19 protein-coding genes are annotated in these 24,315 nt (G+C 33.8%); 6 read left to right on the forward strand and 13 right to left on the reverse strand.

The features are described from left to right. Positions 1-405 precede the first annotated feature (405 nt). Positions 406-1,233, reverse strand: a complete 828-nt coding sequence (locus AC5YGG_RS16210; protein ID WP_496145501.1) for a hypothetical protein — start codon at positions 1,231-1,233, stop codon at positions 406-408. 651 nt (positions 1,234-1,884) lie between these two features. On the opposite strand from AC5YGG_RS16210, the gene AC5YGG_RS16215 reads away from it, so the two are divergent. The 4 genes from AC5YGG_RS16215 to AC5YGG_RS16230 all read left to right on the forward strand — a co-directional run bounded on the left by AC5YGG_RS16215 (position 1,885) and on the right by AC5YGG_RS16230 (position 4,964). Next, a complete protein-coding gene (locus tag AC5YGG_RS16215) occupies positions 1,885-2,652 on the forward strand; it encodes a hypothetical protein (RefSeq protein WP_496145502.1) in 768 nt (255 codons plus the stop codon). Between the two features lie 105 nt (positions 2,653-2,757). After that, the gene (locus tag AC5YGG_RS16220; RefSeq protein ID WP_496145503.1) at positions 2,758-3,147 is read left to right on the forward strand and encodes a hypothetical protein; all 390 of its coding nucleotides are present in this window, start codon (positions 2,758-2,760) and stop codon (positions 3,145-3,147) included. A gap of 395 nt (positions 3,148-3,542) precedes the next feature. Beyond that, entirely contained in the window at positions 3,543-4,055 is a 513-nt protein-coding gene (locus tag AC5YGG_RS16225; RefSeq protein ID WP_496145504.1) for a hypothetical protein, read from the forward strand. A gap of 120 nt (positions 4,056-4,175) precedes the next feature. Then, complete coding sequence (locus AC5YGG_RS16230) at positions 4,176-4,964, forward strand: PhzF family phenazine biosynthesis protein (RefSeq protein ID WP_496145505.1); 789 nt, start codon at positions 4,176-4,178, stop codon at positions 4,962-4,964. A gap of 139 nt (positions 4,965-5,103) precedes the next feature. On the opposite strand, the gene AC5YGG_RS16235 is transcribed toward AC5YGG_RS16230, so the two are convergent. Next, positions 5,104-7,860 carry an RCC1 domain-containing protein gene (locus AC5YGG_RS16235; RefSeq protein ID WP_496145506.1) on the reverse strand — a complete coding sequence of 919 codons (2,757 nt, stop codon included), beginning with the start codon at positions 7,858-7,860 and terminating at the stop codon, positions 5,104-5,106. A gap of 671 nt (positions 7,861-8,531) precedes the next feature. On the opposite strand from AC5YGG_RS16235, the gene AC5YGG_RS16240 reads away from it, so the two are divergent. Continuing rightward, positions 8,532-9,002, forward strand: coding sequence for a hypothetical protein (locus AC5YGG_RS16240; RefSeq protein ID WP_496145507.1), 471 nt, complete (start codon positions 8,532-8,534; stop codon positions 9,000-9,002). Positions 9,003-9,097: 95 nt separating this feature from the next. After that, positions 9,098-10,045 carry an alpha/beta hydrolase family protein gene (locus tag AC5YGG_RS16245; RefSeq protein ID WP_496145508.1) on the forward strand — a complete coding sequence of 316 codons (948 nt, stop codon included), beginning with the start codon at positions 9,098-9,100 and terminating at the stop codon, positions 10,043-10,045. A gap of 686 nt (positions 10,046-10,731) precedes the next feature. Here the strand turns inward: AC5YGG_RS16245 and AC5YGG_RS16250 are convergent. The 11 genes from AC5YGG_RS16250 to AC5YGG_RS16300 form a co-directional block, all read right to left on the reverse strand. Next, a complete protein-coding gene (locus AC5YGG_RS16250; protein WP_496145509.1) occupies positions 10,732-11,850 on the reverse strand; it encodes an HNH endonuclease in 1,119 nt (372 codons plus the stop codon). 108 nt (positions 11,851-11,958) lie between these two features. Continuing rightward, entirely contained in the window at positions 11,959-12,558 is a 600-nt protein-coding gene (locus tag AC5YGG_RS16255; RefSeq protein WP_496145510.1) for a glycoside hydrolase family 19 protein, read from the reverse strand. Beyond that, the gene (locus tag AC5YGG_RS16260; protein ID WP_496145511.1) at positions 12,555-13,124 is read right to left on the reverse strand and encodes a hypothetical protein; all 570 of its coding nucleotides are present in this window, start codon (positions 13,122-13,124) and stop codon (positions 12,555-12,557) included. The genes AC5YGG_RS16255 and AC5YGG_RS16260 overlap by 4 nt, the downstream gene beginning before the upstream one ends. A 67-nt stretch (positions 13,125-13,191) precedes the next feature. Continuing rightward, positions 13,192-14,502, reverse strand: coding sequence for an ATP-binding protein (locus AC5YGG_RS16265; RefSeq protein ID WP_496145512.1), 1,311 nt, complete (start codon positions 14,500-14,502; stop codon positions 13,192-13,194). Positions 14,503-14,807: 305 nt separating this feature from the next. Continuing rightward, the gene (locus AC5YGG_RS16270) at positions 14,808-15,665 is read right to left on the reverse strand and encodes a hypothetical protein (RefSeq protein ID WP_496145513.1); all 858 of its coding nucleotides are present in this window, start codon (positions 15,663-15,665) and stop codon (positions 14,808-14,810) included. A gap of 199 nt (positions 15,666-15,864) precedes the next feature. Next, the gene (locus AC5YGG_RS16275) at positions 15,865-16,704 is read right to left on the reverse strand and encodes a hypothetical protein (protein ID WP_496145514.1); all 840 of its coding nucleotides are present in this window, start codon (positions 16,702-16,704) and stop codon (positions 15,865-15,867) included. Positions 16,705-16,787: 83 nt separating this feature from the next. Continuing rightward, entirely contained in the window at positions 16,788-17,642 is an 855-nt protein-coding gene (locus tag AC5YGG_RS16280) for a hypothetical protein (RefSeq protein ID WP_496145515.1), read from the reverse strand. Between the two features lie 107 nt (positions 17,643-17,749). Next, positions 17,750-18,607 (reverse strand): hypothetical protein, encoded by an 858-nt coding sequence (locus AC5YGG_RS16285; RefSeq protein WP_496145516.1) that lies wholly within the window; start codon positions 18,605-18,607, stop codon positions 17,750-17,752. Between the two features lie 502 nt (positions 18,608-19,109). Then, on the reverse strand, positions 19,110-19,520 hold the full coding sequence (locus AC5YGG_RS16290) for a 5-fold beta-flower protein (protein WP_496145517.1): 411 nt from the start codon (positions 19,518-19,520) through the stop codon (positions 19,110-19,112). 156 nt (positions 19,521-19,676) lie between these two features. Further along, positions 19,677-20,213, reverse strand: coding sequence for a hypothetical protein (locus tag AC5YGG_RS16295; RefSeq protein ID WP_496145518.1), 537 nt, complete (start codon positions 20,211-20,213; stop codon positions 19,677-19,679). Positions 20,214-20,219: 6 nt separating this feature from the next. Next, positions 20,220-24,245: a phage tail protein gene (locus AC5YGG_RS16300; protein ID WP_496145519.1), complete on the reverse strand. Its 4,026-nt coding sequence runs from the start codon at positions 24,243-24,245 to the stop codon at positions 20,220-20,222. Positions 24,246-24,315: the final 70 nt, after the last annotated feature.

Genomic DNA, 24,315 nt, shown 5'->3' on the forward strand with positions numbered 1-24,315 from the left:
ATATATTTTTTGCACAGCCATTTCTTAAGAAGGATTTTGCTGATACCACAGTTTATATATACTAATTTAAAAAAAAGTATATATCATTAACACTAAAATTCAAACGTACGGCTAAAACAGATAAAATTCACAAATAGTATAAATCTCAAAACGGGATATTATTTTTCCCGTTTTGAGTCAGAAAGATGAATAGAGGTATGCTCTATTTATCTTTTAAAAAGTGTTTTTAGAATCATTTTAGGTTTACAAAACCATAATAAGTAATAAAGCAATAAGACTATGATCATTAAAATGAATTATATTTCTTAATATCAATTAAGATATGTATAATTTCACAATCTGTTTCCGTCTTCATTTCATCATCACATATTATAATTTTCTTGAATCTGTATATTGGGAACAGAATTAAAGATCAGAAAGCTTATAAATATAGAGTGCTACCTGTTTATTGGTTAATAATCCCAGCGAAATAGCACCTGTTTTGAATACTGTAGAAATTCGGTCACCACTATTAAGTTCCAGTACCGTATCCATGATTGTTCCACTCACGGGTACATCTGCAAGGTCTAAATTAAGAATTCCAAGGTTAATTGACAGGGTAACAGAATCCATCTGTTTTTCCTCAATAGGAACTGCACCTCCGTTCTTTATCAATCCTAGATAGCTTTTTCCAAGAAGATTTGCATTTACTCCCTGAATACGAAATTCGTATTTAATCTGATAAATTCCATCTGATGGCACAACGTATTCACCATTTGCATTTAATAAAGATGCGGCTCCCATCAATTTATCGACAGGATCAATTGATACTTTATTCCAGCCGCCTGTTAAACTGATTAAACTCCAGGTACCTGTTTTAAAAGCTTTTAAAAGAGAAATATTTCTGTTGGTATCAAGCATTTTTTTCCAAACAGCACCATCAAAATAATAATATCCTTTGCTGTTCATGTTTATCCTCTGTCCTGCCATATCTCCACCGCTTATATCATTGATGTAAATCATAGCACCTGTCTGTGCGGTTCCGTATGCTACAGTACTGAGTGTCAACTGACCTCGTGATATGCTTGGAGCTTTCAATCCTATATATTTTGAGTTGTCAGGTTCGCCCGTTACCGGATTTTTCTGAGGTTCAACATCCATTGTCACTTTTGGAGATTCCGTATTTATCCCTATCTGAGCGTGCGCTATGCTTATACAACCTATAAGACCTACCATTAAAAAGTATCTTCTCATATTTTATGTTTTTAAATTAGTTTTGTTTTTAGAAAATGATTGCTGATTTATAAGTTCTCTGATTATGTTTTTTTGTTTTTAAAATTCATCAACCTTCAAGCTCTTATTTCTGTTGCAAAGTTCAGTTTATAACACTATTGATAACTATAACATATGGTACCAATCTTATAACAAATGTTTCAAAAAAAATACTTTTAACAGTTTTTGGTTTGATATAATTTTTCATTAATAAAAACAAAAAGTATAAATTCAACTTGTTATAGGATGCCAGATTATTGATATCCAAAAAAGCTCTTTTCGGCAACCAAAAAAAACAGCATTTAAATACTCACTGATTGTGCTGTTCACACTGAATAACAACGAAATAACATATTAAAGAAAATCTCTAGTAACATTTATTATAGAAAAAGTAACATCTGTTATAATATTAAATCTTCAAAAACTTCAATTTTGCACAAGAATTAATTGATAGGATACAAAAGAATACCAATTATCATTTTTTATATTATTATAGTACTGTACTTTTTACCTTCCGTTATATTCATAAAAATATTTGATCAGGATAAGTTCAGCATCTTAATATATTACCAAATTTAAATCATGCCACATATCAATGGGTAGTACATATAAGTTTTTATAAAAAAATTTCAAATGAAAAAAAATATTCTGACCATATGCTTTACGGCAATGTTCACTTCCTTATTTTCTCAAATCGGTATTAATACTTCCAATCCGCAGGGTATATTACATATTGACGGAGCAAAAGACAATCCTCCAATCGGAATTCCAACAGTTGCTGAGCAAGCAAATGATTTTGTTATAACAGATACTGGAAATGTTGGCATAGGCACAAATATGCCTTCAGCCAAATTGGAAATAAATTCAGGGATTCCTAATGTTTCAGGCTTAAGATTAACCCATCTTATTTCTTCTACTCCTATTTCTGCAGGAACAGCACTGGGAGTAGATGGTTCGGGAAATGTTGTTACTGTTAACACTCCTTCTTTTACGCCTTCTTATGGTGTTGCTTACCCTAGTATATCCAATGTGGTTAATATTAATGCTGAACAAACAATCTACGATCTGACAACGTTTATTTTACCGATTGCAGGTACATATCTAATTACTTATGTTGTAAGAGGAGAAATAAGAGTAACAGGAGGCTCGGGTTCTTTAACAGCATTTCTTTGCTCTGCTCCTTCTGTGGGAAATATACTTCCGGGGTCTGAAGTCTTAATAGTCTCATCAGCTGACAGCAACCGACAGATCATCGGAGCAACTGGTACCGGAAGCATGCTGATAAGTATTACTGCACCTAAGGTATTAAATCTCGGCGTAAAAGCAACTGGTATCAATGGAGCGATATTTAATGATAATACGGGATATACCCATGTTTCTTTTGTTAAGATAACTCCTTAAATAAAGATTTTCATTTCTAAATTGATATTTAATAAATTATAAATATAATATACCGTGAAAAAACATATACTCCTACTATCGTTAATATCTTTGACTTTTGTTACGATGAACTGTTCAGCTAATGATGACTATGACAGTGAAGAAAAAAACGAGATTATCAAACCTGATCAATATTTTCATCCACCAGTATGGATACAACATAATTGGGGTATCAGTAATGAAACAAGTTCTAATGAGCTCTATAAGATTACGGCAAATGATTTCATCATAACAACTTCGGATGGAAGTAAAAAAAGTATCACGGAAACGATTAAAACAATTCCTTATGGTGGTTCAATAGAGGAGATTCTCAATAACAGTGCACAATATAATTTCCTTATTAAATACAATAATCCCAATACAATAGAAAGCTTTGAGTTCAGAAAAATCTCAGAAACTCATATCAAGTGTAAAAGCAGTATTGATGGACCTTGGTTCGATCTGGTAAAATTGTAGTTGAAGTCTTGCTTAATAATCTTAGCTATTATTTGGATTATTATCATTCGGTAATTACTAAAATAAATTAAAATTGAATGACAATCAAAATCTGATGAAACGTAAGATTAATTCTGGATTTCATAGGTTTTGTTGATTTTGCGGTCCGATATTCCGCAGGAATTCATTCGTTAGGAGAAGAGAATGTTTATTGAGTGTTCGGAAAACTTACGAAAATCGAAATGATGTGCCTGTCCTAAGTTTAAATGAGGCAATAACTGGTTGATTTCCCAGTTCAATTTCGCGATCACGATGCCATGGAGTAAAATATTACCGTAAACTTTTGTATTTTTAAGAAAAAATACAATTTCTGCTTGCTCAATAGAAGTGAGACAATACCTCAACTTTATTATTTCATGAAAAAATTAAATCCAAGCTATTTTGAATTCTTCTTTTTCAGATATGGAATCATTGTTATTTTTGTTCAGATAGTAAACCTGTCCCTATATGTTTATCTCAAAGAAGAAGATCCTGTTTATTTGGCAATTTTAAGTGTTTTATGTATTCTGTTTCTGTTATTTATCTGTTCATCAGAATATCGGATGCTGAGAAAAAATCTTCCTCCTGCAAATGTTTTTTTAACTGACGACAGTATTATCATTAATGATGTTTCTTATTCTTCCGAACAAATTGAAGAAATTAACTTTATGTCTGTAAGAAATACGCTGAACAAATTTCCGGACTATTTTTATGAAATTAAAACCAATGATGGTACTTTTTTTTATTTTCTGGATAAAAGGATGAACTGGAGCGGTGAATCTCCTACCATGAAATTATTAAATGAAAATCCTCTATTCTCTTCAAAAACAAAGGAAAAAATGCAATCCAGCGTGGGTTTTGCAGCGTTTCACAAACAGAATCAATCGTAAAAATTTATATTAAATGAATAAGCAAATATTGCGTTCAATTCCTGCTGCTGTAATCTTTTCAGCTTATTGGAGGACTCAATATTTTATTTACCTTTGTTAAAGACCTAAATTTTCTCAATCATGAAGTTAGAATTATATCAAATAGATGCGTTTACAGAAGAGATTTTTCGTGGCAATCCTGCCTGTGTTGTTCCCCTTAAAAGTTGGTTACCTGATGAGGTTCTTTTAAAAATAGCACGTGAAAATGCCGTAGCAGAAACTGCTTTTTTTATAGACCATGGTGACCGCATTCACCTGAGATGGTTTACCCCGGAGATAGAAATGGATTTATGCGGACATGCTACCCTTGCCACTGCTCATTGTCTTGCTTCCATTTTAAATTATGAGAACACCAGAATCGTTTTTGAAACCAAAAGCGGAGAATTGACGGTGGATGTAAAAGATGGATTTTATTATATGGATTTTCCATCAAGAATGCCTGAAGCTTCTACACTTCCAGATACAATTTCCAAATCACTCAATATACAGCCTAAAGAAATCTTCAAATCAAGAGATTATGTCCTTGTATATGAATCTGAAGAAGATGTAAAGAATATAAAAGTTGAAAGATCTGTTCTTGACCTCATCAATCTGGATCCGGGAGGTGTAGTTGTAACTGCTCCTGGAACTGACAGTGATTTTGTTTCAAGATATTTTACACCGCAATCCTCTATTCTTGAAGATCCTGTGACGGGTTCTGCGCATTGCTCCCTTATACCTTTCTGGGCGGAAAGATTAGGAAAAGATAAACTTTTTGCCCGCCAGATATCAGAAAGAGGTGGTGAACTTTATTGTGAAAACAAGAATGAAAGAGTAATTGTAGCCGGTAAAGCCAGAACTTATTCCAGCGGACATCTATGGATAGAATAATGTTTTTTGTATAGCTATATTTAAACATTAAGTTTAGTGATATTAAAAGTATATAAACAATAACGCCACTTATTTTTAAGTGGCGTTATTTTGTAAAGATGATAAACTTAAAAGTCTAACTATTATTGTACTTTATCGTCTACCTTTTAATTATTTTCGTTGTTTTTATGAGGTTATTATCTAACTTCACTTTAATCTGATACACTCCTGATAATACTCCGGAAAGATCTATATTTCCTTTTGTATCATTTATTTCTTTCGTAAGGACTGGTTTCCCTGCTGTATTATATACTGTTACTGAAATAATCTTTTGATCAAACGAAATGGTCAGGATATCCTGTACAGGATTTGGATAAACTTTCAGTTGATTCTCTTGTGTTGAAACTTTCCCAAAAGCAAAGTTATTTACCGGAGGAGTTACAGTGTTAGAAGGACAAGCAATAGCTTTAAAAATTTTACTCCAAATATTCGTTCCATCCCCTAGCTCTCCTCTACTATTATAACCTGAAATCCCCAAAGCTCCATCAATACTTATTGCAAGGGTATTCTGAGCTCCTGCTTCTACACTTTGCCAATCTGTAGCAGTCCCAATACGCATTGGTGTAGATCTGTTCGTCTCTGTTCCATCAGCTAACTGTCCCGTTGTATTATCTCCCCATGTCCAAAGCGTTCCATCTGTTTTGATTGCGATAACTGAACCATTTAAACCAGTACGAATATTTCGCCAATCTGTTGCTGTTCCCACTTGTGTTGGAGTATTTTTTGAAATGGTGGTTCCATCACCCAACTGCCCTTTTGTATTATCTCCCCAGCTCCAACGTGTGCCGTCTGTTTTGATCCCCATGGAATAAAATTTTCCTCCATCAATATCTTTCCAATCTGTGGCTGTTCCTATTTGGATAGGAGAAGTACTGGCTGTAAAAGTTCCATTCCCCAGTTGTCCTTTGGAATTATCTCCCCAAGCCCAAAGCGTTCCATCTGTTTTGATTGCGAGCGTATGATTTCCTCTGGACGCAACATGTACCCAGTCTGTGGCTGTTCCTATTTGTACAGGTAAGGTTTTATTGACGGTGGTACCATCCCCTAATTGCCCATACCTATTACTACCCCAAACCCAAAGTGTTCCATTAGATTTTAGAGCTATCATATGAAGCTCACCAGCTGTAATATTTACCCAATCTGTTCCTGCTCCTACTTGTGTCGGTATATTTTTGCTGATTATTGTTCCATCACCTAATTGTCCATTATAATTCCATCCCCATGTCCATAGTGTTCCATCTGCTTTGAGCCCAGCTGAAAAAGAAAGTCCTGCCTTGATTTTCACCCAGTCTGTTCCTATTCCTACTTGTGTCGGTATATTTTTGTCGATATTCGTTCCATTTCCCAATGCTCCATCAGAATTGTCTCCCCATCCCCATAATGTTCCGTCTTTTTTTAATCCAATAGAATGGTATACCCCAGTGCTCGCACTTTGCCAACAACCATTATCACCTACAGGAAGTGTAGTAAAGGAACCTCCCGGCACCCAGACCACCTGGCTGAAACCACAATCAGATGACACCCACCAGTAGTAAGTGTTATTGGGTAATAAATTGGTTAGGTTTGCCGTTGTAGAAACTGTAGTAGTTTTATTTCCTTCAGGGTCAGGATTTGTGCTGTAAATATATACATACCCTTTACTAGGTACCTGGGTTGCTGCTGTCCAGCTAATAGTAGCTGTTGAAGAAGTAATATTTGTTACTGCCAATTGTGTTGGAAGAATACATACTTCAGGACAAGCAATAGAAATAAAAGTATTTTTATCATTATCAATCGTATTCGTACTTGAAGTTCCGTCACCCAGCTGACCGTAATTATTGTCACCACAAGCTTTTAAGGAAGCATCAGTGCCCTTTACAAGAACATGATTCTTTCCTGCATATATTTCCAGATTATCTGAAGAGGTTCCTACTTGTACAGGAGGTCCTACATTTATTACTTCATCTGTCCCATTTCCCAACTGTCCATAATAATTATATCCCCAAGACCAAAGTGTTCCGTCTGTTTTTGTTGCAAATGTATAACCATTTTCCGCAGCTATATTCAGCCAGTCTGTTGCGGTTCCTACCTGCATTGGCGTTTTTCTTGAAACAGTAGTTCCATCCCCTAATTGTCCGTAAACATTCGAACCCCATGTCCATAATGTTCCATCTGTTCTTACTCCTACAGAATATCCATTTACCGTATCAATACTTTTCCAATTCATATCGGTACCAATTTGCGTGGGGATTGATTTTGCGATAATGGTCCCATCTCCCAATTGTCCACCAGAATTCGATCCCCATCCCCATAGTGTTCCATCTGTTCTAATTGCCAACACACTATTGTATCCGGCATTAACACTTTGCCAATTGGTATCTGTTCCTATTTGTATTGGAGTTTTTTTGGAAATGGTAGTTCCATCTCCCAATTGTCCATATTCATTACGCCCCCATGCCCATAATGTTCCATCTGTTTTGATTCCTACCGTAAAAAATTGTCCCGCGCTAACACTTTTCCAATTAGTTGCAGTTCCAATTTGTGTTGTAACTCTTTTTGAAAGGGTAGTTCCATCTCCCAGCTGTCCATATTCATTTCTTCCCCATGCCCACAATGTTCCATCTGTTTTGATGGCGAAGGTCTGACTTGCACCGGCACTTACTATTTTCCAATTGGTCAATTTCCCTATTCGGGTTGGGGTATTTTTGCCATTTACGCCCAGATCGGCTAATTCTCCTGAGAAATTAATCCCCCAGCCCCATAGCGACCCATCTGTCTTTACACCTACGGAATGTTCTTCTCCTACACTAATACTTTGCCAACACTGGGCAAAAGAGTGTAAACTAATGAATACAAATAATAAAAATGTTTTTTTCATTTTTTAATGTTGTGATATTTTCCTACTCGTATAGCTTTTCGGTTACGCTTCGTTTTAATGGTTTCTGAACTCCATATCATAAGTAATCTGAACATAAAAAAATTTTGAAATCAAATAATTTCATATATAACAGGACCTTTTATCCTTGAATAAACTTTGAGTTTAAGAGTTTCTTTAACTCACCAAGCATCATAATTTAAACCATATAAAAACATCTCAGTATTATCCACCCACAGATCGATAGCTCAATATCAGAAGCTGATTTCATATCAGACAATTTCACTTTTGATCTGTAGAAATGATCAATAAATCATTTAGCTTATTGATTTATAGCGTTGAAAAATTTTTGATACATTAAGGTTGTTTTACATTGCTGGAAACAATGAGTTTTTGACATATTCTCGAGAATAAGCGCAGGTAGTTTTGTTCATGATTTGATGACTTTTCCGGTTATTTTTTAGTTTTTTGATACAAATAATACAACACATTAAAATAAAATGTATTATTTATTGTAAAAATACACTTTTACTGAAAATATTTAACAACAAAAAGATAAAAGTTTTTTATGGACGAATCTAATTCAAAAAAAATTTTCCATTAAAAATTTTTCAAAAAACAGCATCTTTCAAAAGAAAACGCTAAATATTCCGTTTAATTCTTAAATTTGGCTAATGCGAAAGAATCTTTATTTCATTATTTTATCATTATCTCTTACCAGTTGCTATACTTACCAGTTAAAAAAGCAACCGAATCCTGAGACCAACAATAAGCAGGCATCCCAAAGGAGCGCTACTCCATTTAATAATACTGCTGTCCCAATGAAAACTTTGACGGATCAACCCAAAGTTCTAAGTATACAGCAAACGCCTGCTCCAATCAATATTCAAGACAAGCTTGCGCCTAATAAGAATGTTAAAATTGATGTTGATGGCAGAAGCTATAAAATAATCGTTGACAGATGGGAAAGCGACAGTCTGGTTGCCCATCCCGTTGGCAGCCCTAAGAAAATTTTGAAGTTCCATAAGAATCAGATCAATGCTGATAAGATTGCTGAAAAACGTTTTTCACAGCCTATCGCTGATATTATTACGGTTACTGCTTATGCCGGAATCGGTGCTTTAATCTGGTATCTTGTCCGCTAATTTTTATAAGGAATCTGCTTGTATGGATTGAATAGAATCTCGATTATTTTTACAATCAAACAATAAACTAAAACCAAGTGCAAAATTTTAAACATTTGAACACTGCGGAAATGAATGTCCGTAATTCATCTAAAGGAACGAGTTGTATTCCTAAAACTTCGCGAAAACTAAACTTCAACTTATTAACTATTCTCATTCTGTTATTAAGTGTTTTTACCAATAATTTGTCAGCAACCAATCCGACAAGCTTTACGACAAAAAATATAATATTTAAAAGTTCGGGAGTATCACTTTCAGGAACAATTTTCAAGCCTGATCATGCAACTGCTGCTGTAGTGATTGTTCATGGTTCCGGACAGGAGAAAAGAATGACAGAATTTGCAACGCTTTTGGCTCATAATGGTATTGCTGTTCTTACTTATGACAAACGAGGAGTTGGAGAATCCGGTGGAGTGTATGCAGGACCCGAAGTGGGGACCAATAACGTAGATGCTTTCAACCTTAATTTGTTATCTTCAGATGCCAGTGCTGCTGTAGATGTACTTTCTAAAGATTTACAAAATAGTAAAGTATCCATCGGTTTGATTGGTGGCAGCCAAGCTGGCTGGATTATTCCTTTAACGGCTCAAAAAAACAGGAAAGTCAAATTTATGACGATCTTCAGCGGGGCACTTATTACAGTAAAGGAACAGCTTCGTTTTCAGTTTTATACCAATGGAGATTCAAATTTCTGGGATACCCATACAGAAGAAGATGCAAGAAAGCATATCATGACTGATCCGGATCGATATGAGTTTGCAGACACAGATCCCCATGATACTCTTTCTAAGCTATCTATTCCGGGGCTTTGGATTTTTGGAGGAAAAGATATTCAGGTTCCTGTAAATCTGTCTATTGAGCATTTACATCTATTACAATCCAATAATACAAAATATGAATATAAGCTGTACCCTGCTTTGGGACACAATACTGCATTTTCAGACTCCAAGGAACCTGTAGAATATGCTATAGAATGGATTAAAAACAAAAAATCAACAAAATAATACAGCCCAGCTATCATCAAGAAAATTAATTTCAATCTCCGAGGTCCACAAACTTTGGAGATTTTTATTTTAAGTAAGGAAAAATAATATACAAGTGTTCACAAAATAGCTGCATAAAGCTTATGGCTAAAGGAAAATTATTTTTCTATGGAGTTAAAAAACTAACGTTTTACATTAAGATATTTAATAAAAATCCCCGGACTTCTCCAGGGAACTATTCAAATAAACGGATGATGAAAAACTTAATGTTAAAATTAACATGTTTTAATTCACTACATTATGAGTATAATCATAAAAATTTTTCTTACTATTTCCCCAATATCATTATTAATAGTTCATTCGCATAAATAAAAAATCCCCGGATGACTCCGAGGATAAAAACTAATAACCATGAACTCAAATTAAATATGAGAATCAGGTGCAAAGTTAGAACATAATAATCGTTTTTGCAATTCTCATGTGAAGGAATTGTATTAATATTTTATTTAGTAATAAAAAAAATGTGAAAAATAAAAATAATCACTTGATTATGATGCTATTTAAATAAGAATAATGAATATAACATCTAAATAATTTTTAAAGTAATTTTTGAAATCTTCATATATTACTACTTCAATACTTTTCAATTAAAAATTAGAATTAAATCACTATATAGATAAAATAAATAATAAGAACACACATAAACTTTAATATCTATATGGTTCTATAAGTGACTTAGCTGATTGTTTTGTTAAAACTAAAGTTTCTCCAAAACCCAGACTCCCATTAATAGCTTTGTACCACATCCTAACAAAAATATCTTCAATTCCATCATCATTCAAATCTGCTCTAAATTGTTCACTAATTAGTGTAATAAATCCATTAAATTCTATTGAAATATCAAAAATATCTGTCTGGATTAATTTCACTATTTTTTTTCTATAAATATCACCTATAGCGTCCCCATTTTGAATATTTACTATTAACTTTTCTTCAGGGTCATAAATTATTTTTGGTGACAAATAATCTATATTATTAATATTAATCCAAGGTTCATCAAGAAATGAAAATTTTGGAAGCTTAGCTTTTTTTAATGCATCAAGAAAGGTTGTCAAAAAATCAACACTTTCTGATAATTTTATATCTATAGTAGTATAAGGATAAAAGCCATTACTTGTTGCTTCAATCCATTCCTTCAAATTTGAAATAGTAAGATCAGTATTTGAATCATTTTTTAAATTAATAGATTTATAACTTCCGCCAAAAATTATTTGTCTATTTTGTAGATAATCAAAACTTTCATTAAAAGAAAATATACTTAGTAAACCATCTTCAAAGTTAATAGGAATTGGTATTTTTATTTGTTGTGTAGACCAATCAAGATTTCTTTTTTCATCGATAATTTTTACTAGTTCATCTATATTTATATAATCCTGTTCAAGTGCAGAAATTATTTTTGATTTTAATTGACTAAAAAAACTTTTCCTTTTTAATTTATTAATTTCTTCTATTATAGAATCTACTTTCTTTGTAGTTAAGCCTAAATAATAATGTATAGTTGCTTTGTTAAAAACATTATTCGTTTTCTTTTGATTACAAATCCTGTGGGTTGGAACAAGATTTTCAAAACTATTTATTGTAAAAGATTCTTTTAAACCATATTCTAAAATCAGCTCCTTCAATGAAAGCTCTGATAAGCTTTCTGGAATAATATGATCTATTTGTAAATCTTCGAATTCAATATTATTGTTACAATAAAAACATTTATTTTTATATGCAGCCCAAATTCCTGTTCGTATTGCTGTATTGAATGATGTTTTTCCCATAGCTTATAGTAAGTCATCAAAAATACAATGTTTTTTTAAATTTGAATTAGTTTTAGCAACATTAGGAATTATAATAAAATTCAAATTTTTATTCAATAGACTTCATTATTACGAAATAAATATCGTCTTATAATAATTTAGTTTTTCCTTTCTTTTCTTAAAACCATTAGCATCTCCAAAAGTAACAGTAAGTTTTCCAATGTTTATAAGATCACTTATTCCATCAAGATTGTCTTGATCAGCAAAACTGCTTAAGTTTCTACGGTTCCAAAAATCAATAGCCGCTATCATTGCATAAGATTCGTCTTTTAGTAAATCAGGATTTGAAACGAAATCTAAACCAGTTCTAGCCTTTAAAATTTTCATTTCATTAGCTCCAGTATGTTGCATATAACCACCACCTCTATTTTTATATCCATCACCACTTGCTTCATTACCATTTCCCATACGATTTGCATATACATAATTTGCCATTTTAACTGAATTCTTTAAATATAAATGTACAAATGCATCTGTTTTTCCTTTAAAAGGTGTTTTAAATACTGCTTTTGCGTTTTCGACAGTAGTATAATAAAGGCTTTCCCTTTTAGGAATCAAATTAGATTCATGGTCTAACTGAGCAAAGAAATGACTAAGTCTAATTGGGGTGTTAATTCCATTTTTATTTAAAAGTGTTTTATATTTTTTTGATAATTCTAATGCTGTCATTTTTTAAAATATTTATAGATGAAAAAGGCGATGATTACTGCGATTCCTATCAGAGTGATGAAAACCCAGGCTGCGATCTCAAAACCTGTTGAGTTTACATTTTTTGTTTCTTCTGAAACTTTTGCTTTTACTTCTTTGATGGTTTCTTTTGAAATAGCTTGCTGAGCGACATCCTGAACAATATATACAGATTCTTCTTTTTTAACTTCTGATTTGTTATGATCTGCTTTCGTATAATGGTTGCTGATGACATATTCTGCATTTCCCATGATGGAAATACTTTGAATGGTATCTTTTCCCATCATATTATGAAAAATAAAAGGATTGGAAACGTCAGATTTTCCTTTGATCACCAGATCTCCTGATATTTCATTTTTCGTTTCTTTCTGTGATATCTCTTCTGATGTACTTTGAACGGACTGTAAGCTTTGTAAGCTTGAAGAATCGGCTTTTACTTTTTCCGTTTCCGTTCTGTTTTCGCTGTAAGTAGTTGTAATTTTATGTTTACTCCGGCAGCCCAGCATGAGACCGCTCAACAGGAGCAATATTAGAATTTTCGCTTTCATGGTTTTATTTTTAAGTCTTTTGTTTTTTTGTTTTCAATGCGAGGAATTCTAATTGAATTTCAATTCCTTACATGAATATTTTATCTTCCTTCACATATTCTTTCCTGATGCTTTCCAACAGCATATCCAGATTTACTTTATAGCTTTTATCTTTTAATGCAATTGCTTTTAAGCTGACATCCTGTATTACGTTCATAATATTGGAACCGGTAAGCTCATATCGTTGGGCAATTTGATCTAAGTCTATCTCTTCCAGTTGTAATTGCACCGGCAGATTTTGTTGCCAGATACGCAGACGCTCTTCATGCTTTGGATTATTGAATTGTATGCAGCTATGAAAGCGTCGCGTAAAGGCTTTATCCATATTATTTTTAAAGTTGGACGCCAGAATAATAAGTCCTGAAAAGGTTTCTATACGTTGTAATAAGTAAGAAACTTCCTGGTTGGCATATTTATCATGAGCATCTCTTACGGTGGTACGTTTTCCGAAAATAGCGTCTGCTTCATCAAAGAATAAGATCCAGTTTTTATTTTCTGCTTTGTCAAATAGCTTAGCCAATTGCTTTTCTGTTTCTCCGATATATTTGGAGACGAGCATAGAAACATCTATTCTGAACACCGGACGGTTGGTATATTTTCCTAAGAGACTTGCTGCAAGGGTTTTTCCAGTTCCCGGATCTCCATAAAACAATACTCTGAAGCCTGGCTTAAGCTTTTTCTGCATGCCCCATTCTTCCATAAGGATATGTCTGCTGTTATACCATTCTTCGATATTCTGAAGTTCGTTGAGGGTAGCTTCAGGAAGTATTAAATCTGACCATGATCTAAGGGTTTTCACTTGCTCTGCCGGAAAATCATTGCTCATTGTAGGAAGTGATTCCAATCCAAAAATCATTGCTCCGAAGGCTTCAGGATGAATACTGATCTGGCTATTCATTGCTATAGGATCATGACTCGAAAAAACAAGAATTTCTTCTCTGATCAAAACGGAATCTGATCCGAAATAATCCAGTGTTTTTAATCGTTCGGAGATATTTTCACCTCCCAAAATATACTGAATGGTCTGAATTGTAGGATAAAAGAGCCTACCATTATCATTGGTTGAACAAAAATCAAACAGTGCATTTCCCGGAAACTCCAGAAAGATGCGCTTCAACAATGAAGGTTCCAACCTTGGCAATAATGCCATTAAAAGAATGATAATTTCTTTATGGGTAAGCCCTTTCCCTGAAATATAATGTCCTAATTGAAAGTTTTCATGGTTATTGGGATTAAATTCAGGGGCTCCTACATTAAAATCCTCTGAAGGATTGTTGATACGCCATATAATAACCTTTTCTAAGTGAGTAAATAATTCTTGTAATTGTTCTGACTCCATGGGGTTTTATTCTTTTTTATTTTTGAAATGATCTTTTTATTTTCCATTAAGGATAACCTCAGCCGACACGCTCCGTTTTCACGGAATTTGTTTACTGATTTTGAAAAATAAATACGATAATTGTTGATGATGAATATCCTTCGAAATGGATGATGATACATCGGAAACTCCAGTATTAAAAGAGTTTTTTACTGGATGAGGATTGTATTTTCAGGAATGGCAATAAAGTATATTACCTCTTTTTTATTTATGATTCTGGAATTATATTTAATATTTACAGAATGTAAGCGTTTATATTGTGATTATTACTGAACCTCAAAATAGGTACATTCAATTCTTACATTTCTAATTCCATTAATTCCACCACCACTCCATAAATCCTGATTAAATCCAGCCTGTAGATAGCCTGTCGTTAAAAGTTTATTATCATTGTCATTATAAATATCACATCGTACAGATTGACTGAATGCACGAAGATCTGCATTATAATTAAAAATCAGAAAATCCCATGCGCTATAATGATCCGTAACAGAATCTTCACTTCTGGCTCTGTCACCCCAATACTGAGAGGATACCATATATTGAATCGGAACTTCAGTTTTATTAATAAATTTAATTTTCGTGTTGATAGTCTCTATTTTTTGTCCAAAATCTGCTTTATTAATTTCTAGTGCTACATTAAAATTATTCACTTCTCCAAGATAGAATCCATCAGGAATACCCGGCAAATTATTTCCAAATAATCGACTAACACGATAGCTCTTATTCAAAGCATAATTCAGACTATAATATATAGTTCCATTTAAATCATCAAATACTGTTTTTTTAATTTCAGCAGTATAAGGTGCGCTACCTAATAAGTATTGTTTTACTGCACCTAAACTGGTAGAGTCTTTTATGGTCATCATTTGATCTTCTTCATTCGACGAACTTATGGCAACCTGCATTTTAAAATCACCAACATTATTTGTAGTATAGTAAAATGTTGCATCATCTATAATTGCTAAACTATTAGCAAGGATTAATAATTCTCTTCTATTAAGAATATCTTCTTTATGCTTTAAAGAGTCTATCAGGTCTGAGAACTGACTCTCTGTGGGGTATTTTCCTGTTTCGAAATAGGTTTTTAACTGGTCTCTGGTTATTAGTTTGTTATCCTCCATAATACTCTATCATTCTTTGGTTTAGTTTCTATTTTTATTCTGTTTTAAAGTTCAAAATTCATCATTTTTTAATTCCTGAGGAAGTTTTTGGGCTTCTCTATTCTGTAGTTGCAGTAAGTGTTATTTTTTATCTTTCAAAAGAAGGTATTGTAATGATCTTTATAGAAAATAGATCTCTATTACTCATATTTCCGTTTCTTTAATAATCACATTCGATCTTTATATTTCTGCTTTTTATTATCCTACCGCCAGCCCAAACATCTGTATTATTTTCTCCTGCATTTAAATAAGCTGTCATCAACAGGACATTCTTATCTGTATCATAGATTTTACACGTTATGCGTTCTTTGTTTCCCCGAAGGTCTGCCCTATACCAAATATTCAAATCATCCGAAAGATCATAATGATCGGTAATCATATCTGTGGTAGATGCCTGATTCCAATACATTCCTAATACGTTGTATTGAATAGGTACAGAAGTATTATTTACAAACTTAACGTTCGTATTGATGATGTTTATTTTTTTTCCAAAATTTTGTTTGGTGATTCGAAATTGCAGTCGTTTTCCTTCTACTGTTCCAAATTCAAAACCGTCAGGGATCATTGGCAGATTATTTCCTAACAACCTGCTATTCACCATACTATTGTCTGCCAGCAAACTCCAAATATAATATTCAGTTTCAAGCAATTCTTCTGTCGAAAATTGTTTTGCTTTAATGGTATAAGGCGGACTGCCGAATAAATATCTTTTTTCATCTCTAAGATATTCCCTTAATATGATCGCCTGATCTTCTTCATCTTTCGAACTTACAGTGATCATAAATTTTTTATCTCCAATATTGCTTCCAGAATAATGAATGTGACCATTGTCTAAAAGACGGAGAGTATTGGAAAGAACTATAGCCTCTCTATGAGTAAGACTATCTTCCTTATATCTAAAGGAGTCAATCAATTCCGAAAAATCATTTTGGTTCAGTGATTCTCCTTTTGCAAAATAAGTTTTTAACTCTTCCCTTGAGGTTAATTTATTTTTTTCCATAGTACTTTAATATTCTTCTGATATATTTTTAGAATTTTAAAACAGCTGTTATTTCGTTTAAGTATTTTCAGAAGGATTATTGATTATTTTACAGCATACCTGCATTCGATTCTTATATTTTTGATTTCCCTGATTGCTTCACTAGCCGGAATATTTTTATTATTTTGTCCTGCATTCAGGATAATTGTCATTAAAAGAGTTCCGTTATCTTCATTATATATGTTACATTCTATAGACTGATCAATTTTCCTGAGATCTGCTCTGAAGTACAACGCAAAATAGTTCCATATGCTGTAATGATCGGTAACAATATCTTTATCCGTATATACATGAGACCAATAGAGTGCCTGAGTACTATATTGAACAGGGGCTCCTGTTGTATTAACGAACCTAATGTTTGCGTTTATAACGTCTATTCTCTGACCAAGATTCATTTTTCCAATCTGAACTGACAAGTTTTTAGCCTCCAATGTCCCAAATTCAAATCCATCATATATTTTTGGCAGATTACCACCGAATAGTCTGGTCGTATTAGAGTATTCACCTAATTGGCAACTCGCATAATAGTATTCATTTTGCTCTAATCCGCCTGTAGGAAATTCTTTTGCTCTAATGGTATAAGGTGCATTACCTAAGAAATATAATTTTTTTTGACCTTCAGGAGTATTAATTAGAGTAATAATCTGATCTTCTTTTTCGTCTGAATGTATCGCCATCAGGAATTTTTGATCATCAATATTATTTCCAGAGTATGTAATATACTCCGTATCTATACTTTCCAAGCTATTAGCTATCATTACAGCTTCTCTGTTAGTAAGAGCATCTCCTTTATGTTTTAAAGCATCAATTAAATCTGAAAATTGATTTTCTGTAGGGCGTTTTCCATTTTCAAAATAGGTTTTCAACTGATCTTTGGAAATTAGTTTTTTTTCTTCCATAATACTATTTTTTACAGCTTATGCGTATTAGCATTACTGTTTTGGTTTTCAATGATTATTTATATTTTTAAGCCTGAGATTATTTTGGGATCTATATTTACAGTCTATTATTTTTCGTTTCTGTAATAATCACACTCGATTCTTACATTTCTTATTTCTTTTATTTCTACTACATCACCAGCTTGGATATTTTGTCCGGCTTCCAGACTAATAGTTTTTAAAAGCTTGTTGCTATCCAGATCATAAACACTGCAAGCTACAGATTGATTTACTCCCCTAAGATCTGCTCTAAACACTAAATAAAGGATATCATGCATATCATAATGATCAGTAACGATGCTTTTACCCGTATAAGGATTTGCCCATTGTCCTGCCTCTATCTTATATTGAACAGATACCTCTGTTTTATTAACAAATTCAATATTTGTGTGTGCAATTTTTAATTGTTGCCCTGCATTCATCTTATTTATCCTTGCGCTTAACCACCTATCCTCAGACATCACAAACTCTAATCCCTCAGGAATTGTTGGAAGGTTATTTCCAAATATCCTTACCATTCTGGTAGTATCACTCGAAACAATCTCTAAATAATAATACTCATTCTCTCCTAATCCTTCTGCAGGGAATTTTTTTGTTCTAAAGGTATAAGGACCATTACCAAATAAATATTGCTTTATTTCACCTCTGGGCGTATTCTCTATAATGATCTCCTGAACCTCTTCATCATCAGAACTGATCAATATTGGAAATTTTTGATTTTCAACACCAAACGCATAAAAACCAAGGTATACATTATTTATAGAGACAATGCTGTTAGCCATAATGATGGCTTCCTTATTCGTAAAGCGGTCTTTTTTATGCTTTAAAGAATCAATCAGGTCCGAAAACTGACTTTGTGTAGGATATTTACCTGTTTCAAAATAGGTTTTTAGCTCTTCTCTCGTGATGGGTTTATTTTCTTCCATGATAATATTTTTTATGGCTTATTGGGTATAAAAGCCTTAGGTTTTTAGATGATTTATAGTATGTTTTTAAGATTCGAAACTTGTTTTTTGTGTTGGGAAAAATTTTGTAGCCCGGATCCTCAGTAGTTTCAGTCCTTTTTTTAAAAAAATCGGATGGCTGGTTGCTTAAGTTTCAATGCTCAAAATTCATACTTTTTTTGTTCCTGGGAAAGTTTTTTGACCTTCCTATTCTGTAGTTGCAGTGGGTTCTGTTTTTCCGGATGAGGAGAATTGAGTAATGTAGATTTTATAAACGCAAAGGTTTCTTCTTAGTTACGCTTTATTTTAAGTAAGCTAAGGAGGGAATCGATAATCGATTCTGATAAAGCGGCTGATTGATTTGCGTGATATTTTTTTAAAATTCTTTCATAGATGTTTCAATAAAAAGGCTCGGATTATAAAATCCGAGCCTTGCTTTTAACTGTATATTTTAAGTATAGTTTCTTTATGAAGAGATCAATTATTAATCCAGCTTAAAGAAGAAATATACTACTGCTGCCCATTCTTTTTTGATCCCTTTTGCATAACCTATAGTGCTTCTGCTACTGCTTTCTACCGTTCCATCATCTTTGATATAACCAATGGTTGAACGGCTGCTGTTTTCTACTGTCCCATCACTTTTCACATACCCTACTGTAGAACGGCTCTTATTTTCGATTGTTCCGTCACTTTTGATATAACCAATTGTGCTACGGCTTTTATTTTCAATTGTTCCGTCGCTTTTAATATATCCTACTGTAGAATGGCTACTGTTTTCTATGGTTCCGTCACTTTTGATATAACCTGTAGTACTGCGGCTTCCGGATTCTATAGTCTGTGCACTTACAACAGCAAGCCCGAAGAGCAAAGAGCAAAGGAATAGTATTTTTTTCATATTTAAAATTTTAATGGGTTATTAATTTTGGTTTATTTGATGTATTCAAAAGTATTGATTATTCTTTTATGTTGGATGATTGAAATGAGATTGGTGATTGGGGAAAGAAAAAGCGAAACTTTTTGCAAAGTTTCGCTTTATATAACAACTACAGAATTAAATATCTTTTAAATAATGTTCCATACCATCTTCATCATCTACTGGTTCAAGGTATCGTTCTATCTTTACTGGTTTTTTTAGAGTTTTGAAAGAAATATCTTCAAGACCTGTTGGAAATTCAAATTTTTTCTTTTTACCTATATCACTAGTAAAAAGATATGATTTCACAATCATTAAATTCCCATCTATTTTTGTTACGAATAAACAGTCACCATAAGTTAAAATTCTATTTGGAGTACGCAACGAAAGATAAGCTATATAAACTTCCCCGTATTTTTCATTTTCATAACAGCTTATTTTATATATATCTCTTGTACTTGGATATTCTTTCTTGCTCCACTCATCATAATACTCTTGGCCATAAAGCCTAGTTAAAGGAATCATACTGAAACTATCATGTAAAGGTTCAACACAATAATCGTTCATTATTTGGAGAGCTTTGTTGTAAGCCGCAAGATCAGGTTGTCTCCTTAAATAAATCGTTTCCGCTTCTTGTTTTATAAAATTAATAATGAATTCTTTTATTTTCTCCATATTATATTATTTTAATATTTTTTGTAATGTTTTATCAGCTCCAATTTCCATTATCTCAATATTATGTGTAACCTTTTTGGTTCCATTGAGTTTTGCTTTTATAACTTCATACGTCACACTTTGCACCAACTTAGGATCTACATTTTTAGCCAAAATTTTATGCATACTCTCCAATAGTTCTTTGTCTGTCTCAGGATTTAGCTTTGCTAATTCGGAAGTTATCATATTATCGACTAATTCTTTCCATGTAGCGGTAACTTTTATGTCAAAGGTAATATAATTTCCACCATTTTTTTTTATAAAATCTCTTTCAAATCTTATCAATTCTTCTTTCAATCTTCTTTCAGTCTTAAGCATAGTTTCTCCGTTATAATGTGCCGAAACTGTTACGAGATTTAATGTCGATTTATAACCGGAACCTAAAAATAAATCTGCTAATATATGAGCCGCATTGAATTTTATCTGCTCTTCAGGGTTTTTCTTTAAATCCTCAATAGCTTTGTTAGAAGCAGCCTGATTAGCCGAATCTGTATGACTTCTACTTCCTGGTTCTTTTGTAACAACACCACGTCCTATTGTTTGTTGTTGTATCAAATTGTCTTCGTTTAATTTAAAACTACTTTTAAAAAATCTTCTTGCATTTCTACCATTAACTTCAATATCATAATGATATCCTATTGTAATTTGCTTGTCACCTGATACATAAAAATCTATTTTTTCTGGTTTGTACTTTGTCTTTTTAGAAGACTCAATTAAATCTTCTAATTTAAATTTATTTCCAAATTTTTCAATATCTTTACTCAATCTGTCAAATTTAGCTTCTGCCTCTTCCATTTTTTGGTCTTTTTCTGGACTTTCTACACGATTTTTAGCATTTGTTAAATCCTTTTTTACTCTTTCATTTCTTGTTTGTAATCCTTCTATATCGGCCAAAATTGCATGTCCATTTCCTCCAAACTCATCAGCATCAGGTTTTCTGCTTACATACTTTTTAAATTTGGTAAGTTTATATGTTAATGGAGCTTTCTCACTCGCCATATAGATCTCCCCATTTTCAAAAGTCAGAGTATGACTTTCTCCATTCATCGTAAATGGTTCCGGAGCGATTTCAGAATCCATGTTTTTGATATGCTTATCATCAACCTTCTCTTTCTTCTTACCAAATTTCCCAATTCCTACTTTGCTTAGCAGTTTAGCTGCTTTACCTTTCACAAAAGTCCAGAACTTCACAATCGCATTTTCAATACGCTGACGTATTTTGCGTATCACTCCTACAACTTTATCTGCTAATCCTCCAATTCCCAGTAATGAAGCCAGGAAACCAATCAGTACCGGAACAGCTTTACCTAATGCATTTTCTATGGCTTTGGCTACTGCACCTACATTTCCGCTGGCAATTGCTTTGATACTATCTGTAAAGGCTTTCACCAGTTCCATAATTTGGGCTGCTCGCTGGATGAAGAATTTCACTACATCTATAATTGCCATAGCGGCTTTTATAAAGGCTCCAACCGGAGTTAATAATCCCATCACCCATTTAATACCTGCCTGGATCACCTGATTTTGGATGATGTCCATAATAGCATCCATTACTGTTTCCTTCAGGTCTGCAAACTGGTCTTTCAAGTGCTCCCAAAGTCCGGCAACACCTTCCTTACGAACCACCTGAACCATTTCAAAACCTGTTTCAAGAACTTTCATTACAGGTTCTCCTATTACTCTGGCTCCGATAGCTCTAATGCCATTCCATGTCAAACCAAGCACCTGTGTGGTAATAGAGAATACGCCTTTTAGAGAGAATACATCTTCCGGCATGGTTAAAGAAATACCTTTCATCGCTCCGGTCAACCATCCGAAGAATCCGGTTTTAAGGTGAGTCCAGATATTGGCTCCAAAATTGGTAAACCCTTGTGAAACTCCTGCAATAAGGTTTCTGAAGAAGCCTATCGGATCTGTTATAATCGCCTGAATTGCTTCTATCACACCAGACAATAGATTGGTAAGTGTGTTTTTAATTTCAATTATGATTGCAAAAACACTTGTTTTAAGCATATCAAGAGCTTTATTAATCAATCCGCTGTTCTGTGATTTCAGTTCAGTAATTCTGGCATCAATACCTGCTACATTGTCTGCGTATTTTTTAGCTAACGTATCAATTAATGCATCTTTTTTGCTGTTTACACTTTCCTCCAGGGCATTGAACTTTTTCTGAATTTCTGTAATAGCTTCCTTACCTATTTTACGTAAACTTGGTGATAAACTGCTGACGTATGTTTGTACATCTTTTTTACCTTTGGCAATTCTGGTTTTAGCTGCATTAAGCTGAGTGGTAACATGGGTCGCGATATCGTCGATATAACTGTCCATAACTTTAATGTATAATTTTTTACCACTGTCAAAGTATTTATTAACCTCATCAGGCAAGCTGGTAAGTTTATCCCATACTACTAAAGCGAGTGCTGCCATAGCACCATAAGTCATACCAGCTCTTCCATAACGCCTTAGCTTGTAAGCATCCATTTCTTTATCTATATGATCTTCAAATGCTTTTTTGGCTGCCTTACTTCCTCTGTCAAATTTTTCTGCTACAGATTTATCGAGATTATTTAAAATACCATCTACATCTGTTTTGGAGCTATTATAAATGCTGTTAATATGATCTGCAATTTCTTTACGTTTCTGGCTGTCTTTGGTTGCCGTTTGCTTTTGTTCACCATGAGCATGATCTAAACCACCTTTATGGGCGCTATGCATCCCAGTGATATGACGGGCAGCCTGTGATTGAGCTTCCTCTTTGGTTTTCGCCAATTCACCTCCTTCTGTTTTTCTAAACTGCTGTGTAGCGGCGGCACTTTGGGTTTTTGCGTTGTTCTTTTCTGCCAAAGCTTTTGTAAACGAAGGTTCATTGGAATTAGCAAGCATACTATCAGTCACACCATTAGCTTTCATCTCGTTATCAATACTTGCGGTTTGCTCCTGAATAGGTTTCTCCACGCTTGCTGCATCTCGTTTAACAGGCATTGCTTTAGCTACACTTGGTATACCTGGAGCTTTGCCCACATTAGGGGTAGGCATTTTGGCAACAGATCGTACAGGCTGTCCTGTAATATCAGGTTTTTTAGCTGTTGCATCAGCGATATCATGTGAAGCTGCATTTTTCTCGTTCTTCACATCACCCATTGCGCTTTTATTTACTTCCTGGATGTTGTTATTTTTCTCAAATTCATCTGCCTGGGCTTCATTTGCCGGAAGCTTTATTCCTTTGATTTTCGCAGTCAATAAAGCTTTAAACTCGTCTTTACTGAATATCCCAGGCTTCTGTTCATCCATTACATTCACCTGCCCTGCCTGTGCCATACTTTCACGCTCATTGGATGGTGATGGTGCAGCGGCTTGTGCATCGTTACTTGCTTTGGGAGCAGACTCGTGGTGTTTCTGTAGTTTGGCTGTCGTATTGATGCTACCACTCAGCTCCATAAAGCCCGGATTATCTTTAGCACTAGCAGGCACTTTAACTTCAGTATTAATTTCTACTGCCTCATCCGCTGAGATTAACGGGGATTGTTCTGTAGCAGCAATATTTGATTTCCCCGATGTACTTTTTGTCGTTGCCTGTTTGACTGTTCCGGTTACTCCTGTACTTGTTTTACTTCCCTGATAAGCAACCGCCTGTTCCTGCGCCGTTTTAGGAAGATAAGTTCCCGATTTACGATCATTGTAATCACGTGCCTGATCAATACTCGTGGTTGCCATATAATCCTTTTCAGCTTCTTTGGTTTGGGGATGGTGGATATCGCCGGTTTTTGACAGGCTATTCTGGAACTTTCCGTTCATTATTTCTGATCCCTGATCATGAATGTTTTGTAAGCCAGAAGCTCCTCCGATATTTCCGTTACGTTGGGATTGTTTTATTTGCGTTCTGGCTACATCTACCTCGGATAGAGGGATGACCACCGAGTCTTTGGGGCTTTGCTTTTTGCCCTTACTCTGATGGGATTTGTTGTCTTTTTCTACAGGATTTGCTGTTTTCATTGACTTAGTTTTTTAATTTCATATTGAGTTAAAAGGCGAACAAAACGCAATGATACTACTGCGTTTTATA

The sequence above is a fragment of the Chryseobacterium sp. CS2K3 genome, assembly GCF_059515185.1.

Excerpts from the sequence above, each read along its gene's own strand:
- AC5YGG_RS16210 (WP_496145501.1), bottom strand. The coding sequence starts at position 1,233 with ATGAGAAGATACTTTTTAATGGTAGGTCTTATAGGTTGTATAAGCATA.
- AC5YGG_RS16215 (WP_496145502.1), top strand. The coding sequence starts at position 1,885 with ATGAAAAAAAATATTCTGACCATATGCTTTACGGCAATGTTCACTTCC.
- AC5YGG_RS16220 (WP_496145503.1), top strand. The coding sequence starts at position 2,758 with ATGAACTGTTCAGCTAATGATGACTATGACAGTGAAGAAAAAAACGAG.
- AC5YGG_RS16225 (WP_496145504.1), top strand. The coding sequence starts at position 3,543 with ATGAAAAAATTAAATCCAAGCTATTTTGAATTCTTCTTTTTCAGATAT.
- AC5YGG_RS16230 (WP_496145505.1), top strand. The coding sequence starts at position 4,176 with ATGAAGTTAGAATTATATCAAATAGATGCGTTTACAGAAGAGATTTTT.
- AC5YGG_RS16235 (WP_496145506.1), bottom strand. The coding sequence starts at position 7,860 with ATGAAAAAAACATTTTTATTATTTGTATTCATTAGTTTACACTCTTTT.
- AC5YGG_RS16240 (WP_496145507.1), top strand. The coding sequence starts at position 8,532 with ATGCGAAAGAATCTTTATTTCATTATTTTATCATTATCTCTTACCAGT.
- AC5YGG_RS16250 (WP_496145509.1), bottom strand. The coding sequence starts at position 11,850 with ATGGGAAAAACATCATTCAATACAGCAATACGAACAGGAATTTGGGCT.
- AC5YGG_RS16255 (WP_496145510.1), bottom strand. The coding sequence starts at position 12,558 with ATGACAGCATTAGAATTATCAAAAAAATATAAAACACTTTTAAATAAA.
- AC5YGG_RS16260 (WP_496145511.1), bottom strand. The coding sequence starts at position 13,124 with ATGAAAGCGAAAATTCTAATATTGCTCCTGTTGAGCGGTCTCATGCTG.
- AC5YGG_RS16265 (WP_496145512.1), bottom strand. The coding sequence starts at position 14,502 with ATGGAGTCAGAACAATTACAAGAATTATTTACTCACTTAGAAAAGGTT.
- AC5YGG_RS16270 (WP_496145513.1), bottom strand. The coding sequence starts at position 15,665 with ATGGAGGATAACAAACTAATAACCAGAGACCAGTTAAAAACCTATTTC.
- AC5YGG_RS16275 (WP_496145514.1), bottom strand. The coding sequence starts at position 16,704 with ATGGAAAAAAATAAATTAACCTCAAGGGAAGAGTTAAAAACTTATTTT.
- AC5YGG_RS16280 (WP_496145515.1), bottom strand. The coding sequence starts at position 17,642 with ATGGAAGAAAAAAAACTAATTTCCAAAGATCAGTTGAAAACCTATTTT.
- AC5YGG_RS16285 (WP_496145516.1), bottom strand. The coding sequence starts at position 18,607 with ATGGAAGAAAATAAACCCATCACGAGAGAAGAGCTAAAAACCTATTTT.
- AC5YGG_RS16290 (WP_496145517.1), bottom strand. The coding sequence starts at position 19,520 with ATGAAAAAAATACTATTCCTTTGCTCTTTGCTCTTCGGGCTTGCTGTT.
- AC5YGG_RS16295 (WP_496145518.1), bottom strand. The coding sequence starts at position 20,213 with ATGGAGAAAATAAAAGAATTCATTATTAATTTTATAAAACAAGAAGCG.
- AC5YGG_RS16300 (WP_496145519.1), bottom strand. The coding sequence starts at position 24,245 with ATGAAAACAGCAAATCCTGTAGAAAAAGACAACAAATCCCATCAGAGT.